Source organism: Scytonema sp. PRP1 (assembly GCF_036697665.2).
Classification (GTDB): Bacteria; Cyanobacteriota; Cyanobacteriia; order Cyanobacteriales; family Nostocaceae; genus Kalymmatonema; species Kalymmatonema gypsitolerans.
Genome location: NZ_JBAHYJ020000104.1, coordinates 23,821 through 37,917, shown reverse-complemented (window position 1 = coordinate 37,917; position 14,097 = coordinate 23,821). Strand labels below are relative to the sequence as shown.

Annotated in this window: 9 protein-coding genes; 3 read left to right on the top strand and 6 right to left on the bottom strand. The window is 42.0% G+C overall.

Annotated elements, in window-relative coordinates:
- Window positions 1-28 precede the first annotated feature (28 nt).
- A complete protein-coding gene (locus V5G28_RS27165) occupies window positions 29-286 on the top strand; it encodes a hypothetical protein (protein WP_332996355.1) in 258 nt (85 codons plus the stop codon).
- A gap of 164 nt (window positions 287-450) precedes the next feature.
- Here the strand turns inward: V5G28_RS27165 and V5G28_RS27160 are convergent, their stop codons facing one another.
- The 4 genes from V5G28_RS27160 to V5G28_RS27145 all read right to left on the bottom strand — a co-directional run bounded on the left by V5G28_RS27160 (window position 451) and on the right by V5G28_RS27145 (window position 8,598).
- On the bottom strand, window positions 451-3,189 hold the full coding sequence (locus V5G28_RS27160; protein WP_332996353.1) for a WD40 repeat domain-containing protein: 2,739 nt from the start codon (window positions 3,187-3,189) through the stop codon (window positions 451-453).
- Window positions 3,186-4,118: an nSTAND1 domain-containing NTPase gene (locus tag V5G28_RS27155; RefSeq protein ID WP_332996543.1), complete on the bottom strand. Its 933-nt coding sequence runs from the start codon at window positions 4,116-4,118 to the stop codon at window positions 3,186-3,188. Before V5G28_RS27155 ends, V5G28_RS27160 begins: the two co-directional genes overlap by 4 nt.
- A complete protein-coding gene (locus V5G28_RS27150) occupies window positions 4,096-4,971 on the bottom strand; it encodes a caspase family protein (RefSeq protein ID WP_332996351.1) in 876 nt (291 codons plus the stop codon). Before V5G28_RS27150 ends, V5G28_RS27155 begins: the two co-directional genes overlap by 23 nt.
- A 192-nt stretch (window positions 4,972-5,163) precedes the next feature.
- Complete coding sequence (locus V5G28_RS27145; protein WP_332996348.1) at window positions 5,164-8,598, bottom strand: caspase family protein; 3,435 nt, start codon at window positions 8,596-8,598, stop codon at window positions 5,164-5,166.
- A gap of 688 nt (window positions 8,599-9,286) precedes the next feature.
- Here V5G28_RS27145 and V5G28_RS27140 point away from each other — a divergent pair.
- Window positions 9,287-9,664: a hypothetical protein gene (locus V5G28_RS27140; protein ID WP_332996346.1), complete on the top strand. Its 378-nt coding sequence runs from the start codon at window positions 9,287-9,289 to the stop codon at window positions 9,662-9,664.
- A gap of 168 nt (window positions 9,665-9,832) precedes the next feature.
- Window positions 9,833-10,948, top strand: coding sequence for a non-hydrolyzing UDP-N-acetylglucosamine 2-epimerase (gene wecB / locus V5G28_RS27135; protein ID WP_332996344.1), 1,116 nt, complete (start codon window positions 9,833-9,835; stop codon window positions 10,946-10,948).
- Window positions 10,949-11,033: 85 nt separating this feature from the next.
- On the opposite strand, the gene V5G28_RS27130 is transcribed toward wecB, so the two are convergent.
- Both V5G28_RS27130 and V5G28_RS27125 read right to left on the bottom strand, forming a co-directional pair.
- Window positions 11,034-11,276, bottom strand: coding sequence for a hypothetical protein (locus V5G28_RS27130; RefSeq protein ID WP_332996342.1), 243 nt, complete (start codon window positions 11,274-11,276; stop codon window positions 11,034-11,036).
- 65 nt (window positions 11,277-11,341) lie between these two features.
- Window positions 11,342-14,089, bottom strand: coding sequence for an NACHT domain-containing protein (locus V5G28_RS27125; protein ID WP_332996340.1), 2,748 nt, complete (start codon window positions 14,087-14,089; stop codon window positions 11,342-11,344).
- Window positions 14,090-14,097 lie beyond the last annotated feature (8 nt).

The window sequence follows — 14,097 nt, the reverse complement described above, 5'->3', positions numbered from 1 at the left end:
AAAATATGTGTAATATTTTCATTTTGGTATGAGTACAGAAAATCAAAAACCAAAAAAATCTGACGCAGAAAACCAAACACCTGATGATTCTCGTTCTCCTGGAGTGACAGACAGAAGTGCGAATAGTTCAGATGGTTTTTCTCCTGGAGTGACAGACAGAGATCCGAATAGTTCAGATGGTTTTTCTCCTGGAGTGACAGACAGAGATCCGAATAGTTCAGAAAATATATCTAAGAATAATGAGGTCAAGAAGCCTGAACAGGAAAGTACAACAAAGAAAAATTAGGCTTAGTACATAATTGCATAAGTTCATAGTGAAAACTAGAACGAAAACTCTGCGTACCTTTGCGTTTACCGAGAGCGCTCCTTTGCGTTTAAAAACGTTACGAATTAATGAAATGCTGTACTTAGTCTGATGGCTAAGGAATTCCCTGTTCCCCCTTTTTGCAACTACTTAACATTGTCACAGAGATGGCGATCGCTCTCACTGACATTGCGGTTATTTTTTAAATAGTTACGTGCGCGATCGCACCCGCGCCTCAATAAATCATTTAAATCTATGTTCAAAAGGGTAACAGTGTCATCACTCACTACAGCCAGGGTTTTACCGTCGGGGCTAAAGTAAGCTCTACTGCGCTTGTATCCCTCGATTTTGTCGAGTTCCGTACCGTTCAAACTCCAAAGTCTGATGGTGTCATCATCACTTCCCGAAGCCAGGACTTTATCGGGGCTAAAATTGACACTATTAATATTGTCTGTATGCCCGTTGAGCTGCCTAATGACCTCGCCATTCTCTAAGTTCCAGAGTCTGATGATGCCATTACCACTTCCCGAAGCCAGGATTTTGCTATCAGGGCTGAAACTAACGCTGGTGGACTGAACTCTACCTCCTTGTATAATTTTTGCCGCAAGTCCAAGTGAGCGGAGTGGCTTGCCGTCCGCTGTCCTCCAGCGTTCGATAGTATTGTCATTATTCGGTACTGCCAGAGTTTTGCCGTCCGGGCTAAAGCTGAAGTCTCTACTATACTCTTTAAGCGTGAGTGTTTTAAGTTCTTTGCCGTCTAAGCTAAAGAGCTTGAGCGATTTGCCTCCACCTGGTGTAGCTATCTTGCCATCTGGGCTGAAACTGACGCTAGTGAACGAACTACTGTAATTTTCGCCACTTTCTGGGCGCTTCCAAAATTCTTTGCCGTTCTCCAAGCTCCATAGTTGGATAATGTTGTTAGCAGACGCAGCCAAGCTCTTGCCGTCCGGGCTGAAACTGAGGCTGTAAACCTTACCACTGCTCTCACTCTGTGGGGTATTAGGAGCTACCTCGAACGTCTGGAGTTTCTGACCATCCAAGCTCCAGATTGTGACATTCTGGAAGCCACCTAAAGCAATTGTCTTACCATCTGGGCTGAAGCTGAAGCTATTGATTGAAGCTTTGTCATCGAGCTTAAGCGTTGGTAGTTGCTCGTTTGACAAACTCCAAAGTTTGATGCTACCATCCTCATTCCCCGCAGCCAAAGTTTTGCCGTCAAGGCTAAAGCTAGTGCTATTGACACTACCACTATGCCCATTGAAGGTGACTTGTTCCGTCCCGTCCAAGCTCCAAAGTTTTATAGTACCGTCATCACTTGCCGAAGCAATTGTCTTGCCATCGGAGCTGAAGCTAACGCTCCTGATACGCTGATATCTTTGCCCGTCGTCTTTCAATGAGCGCGTCCACAGTGGGTTGCCGTTAAGATTCCATAGTGTTATGTCGCTATTATTTGCCGAAACCAGCATCTTGCCGTCAGGGCTGAAACTGACATACCCAAATCCCTGGAAAGCTTTGATTTCCTTACTATCGAGGCTCCAAAGTTTAATACCGCCCCCACTTGAAACGATCGTTGTACCATCGGGGCTGAAACTAATGCTCCCAACTCTCCCAATGTTCATATTCTCGCTATTAACCTCAGGACTATGACCTTGGATAGTCCAGATGCGGTTGCCGTTTATACTCCAAAGTGTAATGGTGCCATCTTCAGTTCCCGAAGCCAGTAGCTTACCGTCGGGACTGAAGGTGACACTAGTAACAACGGTGCTATGACCTTTGAGGGTAATAAATTTTTTGCTATCTAAGCTCAAAAGTGTAATGGTTCTGTCTGTACTGCCCAAAGCTACCATCTTGCAGTCGCGACTGAAGCTAACGCTGCTAACATTAGCGGTTTGCCCATCGATGGTGGCGAGTTCATTACCGTCTAAGCTCCAGAGTTTTACGATCCCGTCCCAACTTACTGAGGCGATCGTCTTGCCGTCATTGCAGAAGCTGACGCTACCAACCGCAGTACTATGCTCTTGCAAGCGGTTGTGTTCTTTCACACCGTAAACTACCTGCTGTAGGGCAGTCACAACCGGAATTGTGGTTTCAGGTGGTGCGTTAACCGCTCGTTGTAGTGTTTTTCCTGCTTTTATACTGTCTACTAAGGCATCCAACTGTTGGTCTAAACCAAAGCGTTGTTTTGAAGATGTAGCCAAGTTTAAACTTTGTGCTTGTTGGTTTTGATTCCACTGAATAAAAGCAAATAGCAACACGCCAGCAAGCACTAAAGCACCCAGTCCATATGCGCGAAGGTGGTTATTTCGTCGGCGTTCCAGGCTGGAAAGAACAAACTCAACCTCTAGCTGATTTAACCAATTGTCTGTCTGAGAATTGAGTACCTGTTTTAACAAATCCAAGCGGGGGTTAGCATTCCAAAGCAGACCTAGCTGTTGGTTTTTTTTCCCTAATTGCTGGAACCAAATATGCGGGGCAGTATTCCAATCCAATTTTTCTGATTGCTGCATTTTCCACTCCACCGCAGCCGATGTTAACCGCCGTTGCAGAATGAAACTCTCCTCATCCTCCTGCTTCCACATCAACAACTTTTGCCATCCACGCACTAAAGCATCATGGGCTGGTTCCACGTAAGGATTACCCTCCGCATCTTGTCCTTCCACCAGCAACCTAGCTTTGCTAAACCGCTCAATTACTTGTTTAACTAAAATATTTTTAGGAGGCGGATATTCCAATTCCGATAAAGGTACACGTCTACGCGCTAACTCACCCCCACCGATCGCTACCATCCGCAACATCACATGACGGATAACTTGCTCGTAAGCAGGATTTTCTTCCACTAAGGCTTGATATTCCTCATCCGCTCTTTGAGTGAGCGATCGCATCATTTCCCCCAATTCTTGATAATCTTCTTGGTGAGAGCGCGGTCAACTGTTATACCTCTATTTTTCGCATTCCGTTGTCGCTGTAAATATTTTAAGAAAAGCTCACTCAAGGCAAAAGACAGTAGTGGTAATGCTCCGGGCATGTCCACTTCATCAATTAATTGTTCTACAAGTTCGTGGGGCTGAAAATACATTACCCGTGCTTCTGCGGGTTTCTCAATTGCTTCGCGCAGTTCCCCTCGTGTCATGGCTGGTACAATAAATCGTCCGCTTTGCCAACGATTTTTAAGCACTGTGTTTCCTACTTTCAGAACTGTGGGGACAAACTTTAAACCAGCATCTCTAATTTGGGGTTCAAAGTCAGAACGTAGGCTTAACACTACCCGTAATTTATCCCGATGGGCATTAATAGCTGTAAGAATCTGTTGGAAAAATTCCTGGCGCTCATTCTCGGAATCACAAAGTGTAATTATTTCTTCGCTTTGGTCAATAAAGATTAATAATTTGGAATTGGGATTATTTTTAGCCCAAACAGCAATACTTTGAGTCAGAGTTTTTTGTTGGTTTTGTAACTCTACTTTTGGTAATTGGGCATCAACAAGGGCATTATTCAGGGCTTGAAAAGGGGTTTCACCAGGACGTATAGGTGATAAAATACACCATTTATTGCTAGTCTCTTTAGTTTCTTTTTTCAAGCTGGGAATTAATCCTGCTTTAACCAAACTGGATTTACCCGAACCACTAGCACCGAGTACCACAGTGAGAGGATGGATTTTGACAAAAGCTTGTAACTTTTCAACTAGTTGGGTTCTACCAAAAAATAGTTCGCTATGTTCTTGGTCAAATGAGTTTAAACCACGATAGGGATTTTGTGACTCATCTAAAGGTGGCGCGGGTGGTAAATTGAGTTCATGTCCGGGAAAGAAAGATATACTCGCCTTTATCGTGCTTGTTTAAACACCAAATACTAGGGGTTTGGCGCAGACGAGATTTTTCGGTGGGAATTTCGACTCTATCGCGTAAATGTAAATATAATTCCGTTGCTGTAATGACTCCATCTCCCGCAGGTTTACCATTTTCGGCGGGAGGATAAGCATCTGCTGCACCTTCGAGGGCTTCTAATAATGCAGCAGCAAAAGGCGAATGATTCCCGACTTGACCACGTTGGGTATCTAAATTAAAGTTATCTAATGCTTTTTGGTCGGAGGCTGAGGAAGTAATTATTTGCCATGCTGCATCAGTAATAAAGCGGTCATAACGTTCTTTGTGGATGACTTCTGGTGCAGTTAATAAATCTCTCGTACTCGACCACCGGAAAGCGCCAGCAAAACAACAATCGAGAATCCCCAAAAAATGACGACAGGGTAATTTACTTAAAGCATCGTGTAACTTCGTCATCGGCAGATAACTATTAGTATTACCTCCTTTTGCATCTTGAGGAATTAAATAACCAGCAGGACCATCATCGCCGTTGAGGGCGACTCCATGACCTGCAAAGTAAAATAACAAGCGGTCATTTTCACGAACTTGTTCTGGTAATGTTTTTTCTAAAAGTTGATTTAAGTTAGTCAGGGTTGCAACTTCGTCTAAACATACCCAAACTTGATATTTATACTTTTCCCGGAGAACTTCTACAAGTTTTTTGGCATCGTTGACGGCGGTTTTCAAGGGGGAAATGCCGTTACTGTAGTTATTGATGCCGATAATAAATGCGAGGTTGCGCTCAAATCCATTCGTGGCGATCGCTTCTGTTTCGCTAAATATTTCATCTTCAGTGATATTCACAAGATACCTCTGATTTCAAGTTATTTTATCTACTATTTATCGTTGGTGCATGACGCTACACAAATTCTTGTTCAAGAAAATATAAATTTGTTGCGTCACGTACCAATTAAATCCAGAAATTCTCTGCGTACCTCTGCGTTGACTCTGCGTGCCTCTGCGTTCCAAACACTACTTTTTTAAGCAAAGCAGTACTTAGATTTCCATCAACGCCCTAGTAAGTGCGGCTAATCCTTCTTGACCGCTGAAGTAAGTCATATGATCGGAACCAACATGATGAATTTGAGGTTGGGGAACGCGATCGCTATTCACGCTTGTGATACTCTTAACGCTTGCAGCTGTATCATTGGGTTGACCGAAGAAAGCTAAGTCTATTGATTGATTTCGCAGTTTTTGCATGAGTCGCTGCAATTTCTCCTTTTCAATCATTGCAGATAGGATTGAATTATCGCCAGCAACGATAGAATAGGGAATACCGGGGTCTGGACTCATAGCCAAGGATTTAATAAAATCTGACCCTATTCGCATTTGATCTAGTGAAATGTCAATGCTTTCAACAGCAGTAACCAAACTACCTAATATTTTCACGGGTAAAGCGACTGTAGATAAGCTATTTAACCCAAGTGTTATTAACATTATTGCCAAGTCTTCTACTCTAGCCCAAGGTGAACCACCGTTTGGTGTACCTAACATAATCAAATGATTGACGATTTGGTTTCCACCTTCGCGTTCGATAAACCAACGAGATATTAAACCACCCATTGAGTGCGCGACGATTTGCAGTTGCTTACCATGATTTTTACCCAAACCCACCGCTTCAAGGCGTTGTTTTAATAGTCTGGCGTTTTCCTCAATAGAAGTATGGAGATTTTCATAGTCAAAGGAAAGAATCAAATCATACGCTTGAGCTAGTGATTTTTCTTGACCTTCTACTTGCAATTTCGCCCGTTGCATACAGGGTAGTAAACTTTGAGTTTCACCAGTAATACCGTGAATAAACAAGACTATTTTCTGTGCTTGCTTAACCCGTTGTTTGACTTTTTCTGTGTTTAATTCATAACTAACGCTTTCATCTAGTGCTACATTTGCTACTGCTAGATGCGGATAGGAATATTCTAATCCCAATCTTTCTAATCCTAGTTTTTCACTTGCTATTTTTTGGAAGAAAATCCGAAAAGCACCTTTTAAATCGCGTTCTCCTTGGTTTTCCGGTTCTGGTAGACGTTCTAATCTAATTTCAGTTCTACCGTTGCGAGAATATCCAACTCCCAAGGGAAGATAAAATTCCCCATCATAAGCAATCGGTAAAACTTTTTCTCCCGGTGCTAAGGGGGTATCAACAATTAATTTAAGGGGTGTTTCGCGGGTGACTGTTGGGATAGTTTCAGGATTTACATCCCTGAGTTCTAACACGTTTGAACCTGGTCCGATTGATCGAGCGCTAGTTAATACAAAGGATTGACTGATTGTTCCGTCCCGTAATAATGGTGGTAAATGATGATTGTCTACATCTCTGGTGGATGGGGAAATATTTGTTAGGCGAGCGTTAGCTTGTAAGTGTGGATGAGCTTTTAATAATACTCCTGCACCGAGAGACACTCCATTCCCAGAGTTGGGTATGGGCGTAGTTTCTAGGGGTCTAATAGTTTTAATGACGACTTGAGAAGTCACCCAATCATCGTATTCCTCAGGTTCATCATCAGTGATTAAATCACGCTCTTGCAAGCGACTCATTAAACGGTTGAGGGTACTTTTCTGCAAACTGCGGCGAGTATATTTTTGACGCGGTAAATCGAGTTTATCCTGTTGTAGAAGCGTAGCATCAAATTCCGAGGTGCAAACAATAAGTTTCAAGATATCTTGATATTCAGTGATTCCCTGTTCCCATAACTCTTGGGGAACGCTAGCACGAATCGATTTTCCACCTAGCGCCCAAGCTTCTTGGTTTGGTTCAAGTTTGAGATAACCAGCTTCAAAAAAGCCCGCATTAATCGCAAATTGTTCGGTTAAATCGAGTAACGCACAATAGAGGGTTTCATTACTGGTATTTTTGAGTTTAACTTTAAAAGCAGGTTTGTTCCACTTACCGCTATCATCTTGATAGTAATTGAGGCGGATTTCACCATCTGACAAAACTTTATCGCCTTGATAAATTTCCATCTTGATCGCATCAGGGCGAATGCGACTATTCGCTGGGCTGGAAAGTTCGCTCAGATTTGTCCACCGGGTAATATGTTCAAGTCGTTGAATGACTTTAATGGCGCTATCTTTGGTATAGCCTTGAATTTGATTAACTATTGGTAAACCATCAGCAGGTCGAGTAATGATATATTCTCCGTTACAAGCCAATACCTTAAATTCTGCTTTTTCGCTGTCGCTAACTTCTCGCACGTATAGCGAAGGTTGATTATTATCTGTAATGGTTTGTAATGCTTGTTGTAAGAATTGCACGCCTTCTGCGTCGCCTGCAAAGCGTACACCTTTGGGCGGTAAAGGTAAGCTGGTGATGACGGCTTTAAAAGTTTGTTCTTGGTCTAAGTTGGTAACATTGCTAATTGTGACTTTACTCAATTGCGGTAAAACTTCTGTTACTTGAGCTTCTCCAATTTTATTCGAGACTTTTCGCAAATCTTGTCCTTGAGTTTCAATCGGGAAAAGAGCCAAATGCATAGTTTCGGAACCATCCCGACGAGGTACACCATGTACCGCACCACCATCAATTACCCAACCATATTCTTTGTGATATGACACAGTATAGTAGGGATGGCGATCGCTAATTGCACCACCTAAAAATAATTGCTCTAAATCTCTTGTATCGATTGCTTCTAACTGCGGGGATTGTTGTTTGATTTTACTGCGTACTAAAGCATTCGTTCGTTTAAATAAATCTCGATAAGTCAGGTTTCCTTGGGTTTGCTGAAGAGTTTGTGTCAAAAAGTAACAAAATGCTCCCCGGTGTTCGCCATCTGCACGATATTCTTTGGCGGTTTCCGAGTCTTGACAAGATGCAAACAAAATATGTTGTCCTCTGGGTAAGTTCCAACCAGAAGTTTGTTTATCTGATGATATTAAATTTTGAATCTCTTCGGGTGAAAAAATAAAACTATCTAAAGGACGCGATCGCTCATTAGTCGCATATTCACGGACTGCGGTTTCCTGGAATGGATCTCTAGTTCCCGAACCAGAATGACAGCAATCAAAAATCAGGGTCATGTGGGGATTTTTTTGAGCAACTTCTGAGATTAACTTGGCTAATTCCTTATCTGCTAAATCCCATCCTCCTGGAAGACGGCTCTCATAACAAACTAGGGTTTCATTCAATCTACTGGGTTGCAAATGCCAAAATTCTGGTGGTGCTGGCTCTCGGGAACCATGACCGCTGTAATAAAATAATGCCACATCGTTGCTATTTGCCTGACACAAATGCTGGCGAAAATTATCAATGATTGCTTGGCGCGTTGCTTGCTCATCTTTGAGAGTTTTTAAGTGTAAATTCCATCCTTCTGTTTTCACCCGCGATCGCAAATATTCTTCTATCGCAATGACATCATTAATGCAACCTTTGAGAGGACTAACAGGCGCGGGGTAGTTGTCGATACCTACCAGTAATGCATAAATGTTGCGAGTCATAACAATGTATCTCCTATAATTACCTTGTTATAGAAGTTGCGCGGTTGAACTTATGCAGTATTAAGCTCTTTGATAAGTAGCCCTCATGAACTGCGTACACCAGAACGAATGAAAATTTATCTTGAGTTCTGAGTTCTGAGTTCTATTTTCAAGTCAGGTCGGTACAAATAAAGTTAACGAGTTTCGGCAGTCATTAGTCATGACTCATTGGTAAGGGTTTTAGAAGCTTTTACATTTCTTAACATAGTTCGGTTTATTTCTACCTATCTGACTTGAAAATAGCGGTCTAGGGTGTAGGGTGCGGAGTGTAGGGGGAAGAAAGAGGTTTGTCGAACTCACGTCTGTTCAAGAGCATTGGTGAATTATGAGAAACACCCTAAACTTTGAAAAGAAATGTTAAGCATACGATAAGTCAACTTGTTGAAATAAACCTTAAGAGTGATTGCTTTTTAGCTTATATACCTGAAGATAGATGCGAAAAACAAGTTTTCTATCAGAATAATCACTAGATTTATTCCCATAATTGCGAAAGATTAACTGTAAAGTTTATTAAATAAATGCTCATCTTCTCAGTTGGTTTTTATATACTGAACTACTAATCGTTGATCCCGCTCATGATGAGCTAGACATTTCTGAATTTAAGTTTTTGTTTCGTTTGTTTTGTATTTGGAGAATAGGAGAAAAAGTCATGGCTTTGTCTCAAACGTCTAATTTAAGCAAGACCTACTCATTGTTGATGATCAAAAGTTTTTTAATATGGACTTTTACATTGGCAGTATGCTTACTGGTTGTCGGTTTTCCTTTAGTTGTTTTGATGGCTACGGTCGGATGTCTGTTGTCAATTGTTTTGGAATCGGTGATGCCTGTTAGTGCAGTTTTGCTTGTTGCAGGTGGTTTAATCATGTTTAATGTGATGGCAGTTGTGATGGCTGCCGGAGTGCTAACTCTTAAAGGAGTCCATCCCAAGGAAGTCCAATGGTTGAGTTGGCTGCATGGAGAAGCAGAAAATATGCAAACGACTACCGTTTACGCTGCTTGTCCGTTAACTTGTGAAATTGAACCGTAACCATCCTGCTTAATTCGACAAACAGTACATCTGCCCGGTTAAGCCGGGTTTTTTCATGTTTTATGAGTCAAGAGTCTAAAATTCATAGTCAAAAGTTTCAGGCTATTGACCATTGACTATGAATTATTAATTGTTAACTATTGACTATTGACCCTTGACTAATGACTCATGACTAAAAAGCAAATTTACATTATATTGGGTACGCGTCCGGAAGCAATCAAACTCGCTCCGGTCATTCAGGTTTTCCAAAACTCCTCAAGTCTTGACACTCAAGTGATTCTGACAGGACAGCATCGCGAGATGGTTGAGCAAGTGATGCGGCTGTTCAACCTCAAAGCTGATCATGACTTGGAGATTATGCAGCCAAAGCAATCTCTTAGTGATATTACCTGCCGTAGTTTACGAGGTTTGGAAGAATTATTCCAACAGAGTCAGCCAGATTTAGTGCTCGTGCAGGGAGATACAACGACGGCTTTTGCCGCGACTTTGGCTGCATTTTACCAAAAAATTCCTGTAGGACATGTAGAAGCTGGATTAAGAACAGATGAGCTATTTAATCCTTATCCAGAAGAAGCCAACAGACGGCTGATTTCTCAACTCACTCAATTGCACTTTGCACCTACTGCTTTAGCGGTGGAAAATCTACAACGTTCTGGCGTTTTGGGTGAAATTCACCTGACAGGTAACACAGTGATTGATGCGTTGTTGACTGTGGCTGCAAGCGTTCCTGTTTGTGATATACCTGGGTTGGAATGGGGGAAATATCGTGTCTTGCTGGCGACAGTTCACCGGCGTGAAAATTGGGGAGAACCGCTGCATGATATTGCTCAAGGCTTTTTACGGGTGTTGGATAAATTTCCTGATACAGCGTTGCTCCTACCATTGCACCGTAATCCCACAGTGCGAGAACCGTTGCAAGCACTATTGGGCAATCATCCTCGAATTTTTTTAACCGAACCTTTAGATTATGCTCAACTGGTAGGAGCGATTATGCGATCGCATCTTTTGCTGACCGACTCTGGTGGCTTGCAGGAAGAAGCACCCAGCCTGGGAAAACCAGTTTTGGTCTTGAGAGAAACCACAGAAAGACCCGAAGCAGTAAATGCAGGTACAGCTCAACTTGTGGGAACTCAACCAGAGAAAATATTCACGACTACTGAGAAATTGCTATCTGACTTAACTGCTTATGAAACGATGGCAAACGCAATTAATCCCTTTGGGGATGGTCATGCAGCAAAGCGAATTTTACAAATTGTGCAAAATTACTTTGGGCTTTGCTTATAAAACTCATATTGAATTTGATTTGGAACATAAATTAATATTTTGAGCCATCAGGTCAACCTTTTGGCTGTTTTGTGACGTGCTTGCCTTAATCCTGTTTTCTGCGAATGCTACTCATCCCCCATAGTTCAGCAGTGTATGCCCCAACTTCTCGCTTGGCTTCTTTCGCCCGCAATGCGATCGCCTTAACACTTCGATAAGCATCCCTGGCACTGATGCTGTCCGGATGCCTGGTAATTGCTGCATCCCAAATTTTCAGCAGAATTGAGCTAATATTATCGCTATCAGCAGTTTTTTCTGGCACTACGTGGGCAATTCCCTTGAGTAACATCTGTTTGGTTAATTATGATTCAAATCACAAATACTCCTGATTTTTTGAATTTAGAATTGCTGCCCTCAAGACAATCGCGTCCCACACTTGTTACAGAATTTGTTATCAGTCGGATTTTTTTGACCGCAATTGCTACAGGTAAGATAATTTGGTACTGGAGTAGAAGGCTGAGCAATAGGTCTTGGATTTGATGGAGCAGCTACCGGATTTATTTGAGCAAAGTGTTCCATCAGCATTCGGTGGTAAAATATGTAACCACCTCCTACTTTTTTCATCAATAGGTGTTGTGAGGCGTAGTCGAGAAAGCGAGCATAATTCCAAGGAATGCGACCTTTTAGCCAGAGTATCAAGCGCAAGTTGAAATGATGGATACAGGCTGCTCCACCATACTTTCGCCCTAAAATCGATCCTCCAATAAGTCCTACAATCACCCCTAAAATCGACTTTCCAATTACTGCTGAAGATTTTGTACTCACTCCAGGAGTCACTTCATAAGCCAGTTCATAAGTCAGTTCATAAGTCAGTTCATAAGTCAGTCCATAAATCAGTCCAAAAATTACCCCGCAAGTCAGCACAAACATGGTAAAAATTTTAGCCGAACTCTTAATCCCTTGATTGGGAGTTGTTCTCTGCTCTACTTCAATACTATCTAACCCACTACTTAGACCTCCAATCAGCGCTCCAATCACTCCAAAGATCAGCCCAGAAAACACTACAACAAACTGCCCAAATTCCAGCACGAAAGCCAGATCTCTATTTAAAGTAGCCTCCACTAGCACTCCAATAAGTGCAAAAAGCAGCCCTAGAATCAGCCCAGAAATCAGCCCAGAGATCAGTTCGAGCATTAGCCTAGACTTGGCTCGTTGCCACGACCAACTTACTTTCTCAACTAGTGTGATTTCTCTTGAAAAGTCAACAATCAGCCCTCCCATCAGCAAATTTCCGATTCTATAGGCTATTCTCTCACTTCGGTTTTTTAGCCAGCTTGGTTGCATTTTTTCGATCAAAAAAACCGTTTGCGATTCGTTTACCATTCGCTTTGCCAACCAACTGAGCCAGTGTTTCACCTTGTCTTTTGGATATTTTGCAGAAGCTCGCCGTAGCTTTAACATTCGTTCAATATAAGCATCAAACAAATTTTGATAGCGATTTTGCGGTGAGCGAAACTCTTGCAACAACTCCTCTGCCGACCACCCTTGATATGTTACGCTCATGATGTTCAAAATCAGTGGTGTCTGAGCAAATTCTTCTAGTTCGGCATCCCGTTGTAACAGCGTTTTTAAGCCAGCAAGTGAATCGCCTACATTCTCCAAAAACTCATATACCTGCTTTGGTGATATGGGTTGAATGCAAATTGCACTACTGAGTTGCAAGCGTTCGGTGAGGGCTTCATAATCTTTGACACGACTACAAACTACCATCTCTGTCATGTCATGAGTGGCAAGAAATTGATTTAAGGCACGAACGCAATCATTGCGATATTTTTCTTGGACTTCATCTAAACCATCCAGCAGCAAAACGAGTTGTCCCTGTTTCATCCAAGGCTGACTCAATTGTTTAGGAACTTGATATTTTTCTCTCAATTCCTCAATTAACCATTCCTCAATCGCTTGTCGCTTCTTTGCCCAAGAAGATAGGTTAAGCACCACTGGAATTGGCTGGCTTAAATCTCCTTGGGTGCGTTCAATGAGGCGTTGCGCCAGTTGCAAAAGGGCGATAGTTTTACCAGAACCAGGTTCTCCCAAAATTAACAGCGTGTTACCTTGTCCTATTTGGTTATAGATATTTGTTTGCTGTATTTCTTCAAAGGATTTATCCAGTTCTACAGATAATGCTTCGATTTCGGTAAACGGACGAAGTACGGCATCGGGACGCTTTTTCAGTTTAAGATGAATTGCAGCATCAGCGTAGAGAGAGGGTTTGAGAAATCCTTCAATCCAGAAATTTTTGACTTTTTCCAGTAAAATCTTTCGTTGACGATATTCATGTTTAGTTGGAGGTTGCACGCTTTTGCTGGGTAAAGCCTGCCCAAATCGATTCCAAATATCTCGAACGATATCTTTATATTCCTTACGCTCGATTTCTTGGAAGATTGTATCGATGAAATTGGGTGTAACATCTGGCTTTGTTGATGATTCTGAATGATTTCTTGAAGCTGGGGACTGTGTGTTTTTTTTTCGCAAAATTGGCTTCAAGTGTTCTGGCTTTATATTCCGTTCGTTTGGATCGATAATTTCAAACTTACGAATCCCGCTAAAACCTTGCGATCTAGAAGTTTTTCCATTCAAGTTTTCCATTTGAATATGAACGGCAACGCAACCATACTCATAAGCTCGCTCTATAGAATCTCCATCTGCTAAAGCTGTGTAAAACCCTACCGCAAAAATGTATGCTGCTCGATCAAGAATCTCTTCGCTCATGCCGATCGCATAATCAATGTGTTTAACCACAGCTTCTGCTTGTATATAACTGCTACAAGCATTGAAGACCGAACATTCAATGTCTTGGGCAAAATATTCAAACGCATGGACTAACGCTTCCGTACTAACGAGCTGCTCTCGTCCCTGATCATCTTGTAATAATAATCCCCGCTCTCCTGCTCCATGTCCGCAAAAGTGTACAATTTGCGGTTTATGCTCCCGCAATAATTGTAATAGATCGCCTGGTCGAACGGCATTCCTAGACACTACCCTATATGTTTGATGTTTTTGCTGTTCGATTTTTCTTTCTATTGCTTGTGTTAAATCATCGATTTCTCGACTTAATTGGAGGTCTCTTCTAGGATTAGATCCCAAAACTAGGATTTTTTTCATAATAATCC

Coding starts and splice junctions, on each gene's coding strand:
- V5G28_RS27165 (WP_332996355.1), top strand. CDS start 29: ATGAGTACAGAAAATCAAAAACCAAAAAAATCTGACGCAGAAAACCAA.
- V5G28_RS27125 (WP_332996340.1), bottom strand. CDS start 14,089: ATGAAAAAAATCCTAGTTTTGGGATCTAATCCTAGAAGAGACCTCCAA.
- V5G28_RS27130 (WP_332996342.1), bottom strand. CDS start 11,276: ATGTTACTCAAGGGAATTGCCCACGTAGTGCCAGAAAAAACTGCTGAT.
- V5G28_RS27140 (WP_332996346.1), top strand. CDS start 9,287: ATGGCTTTGTCTCAAACGTCTAATTTAAGCAAGACCTACTCATTGTTG.
- V5G28_RS27160 (WP_332996353.1), bottom strand. CDS start 3,189: ATGATGCGATCGCTCACTCAAAGAGCGGATGAGGAATATCAAGCCTTA.
- V5G28_RS27145 (WP_332996348.1), bottom strand. CDS start 8,598: ATGACTCGCAACATTTATGCATTACTGGTAGGTATCGACAACTACCCC.
- wecB (WP_332996344.1), top strand. CDS start 9,833: ATGACTAAAAAGCAAATTTACATTATATTGGGTACGCGTCCGGAAGCA.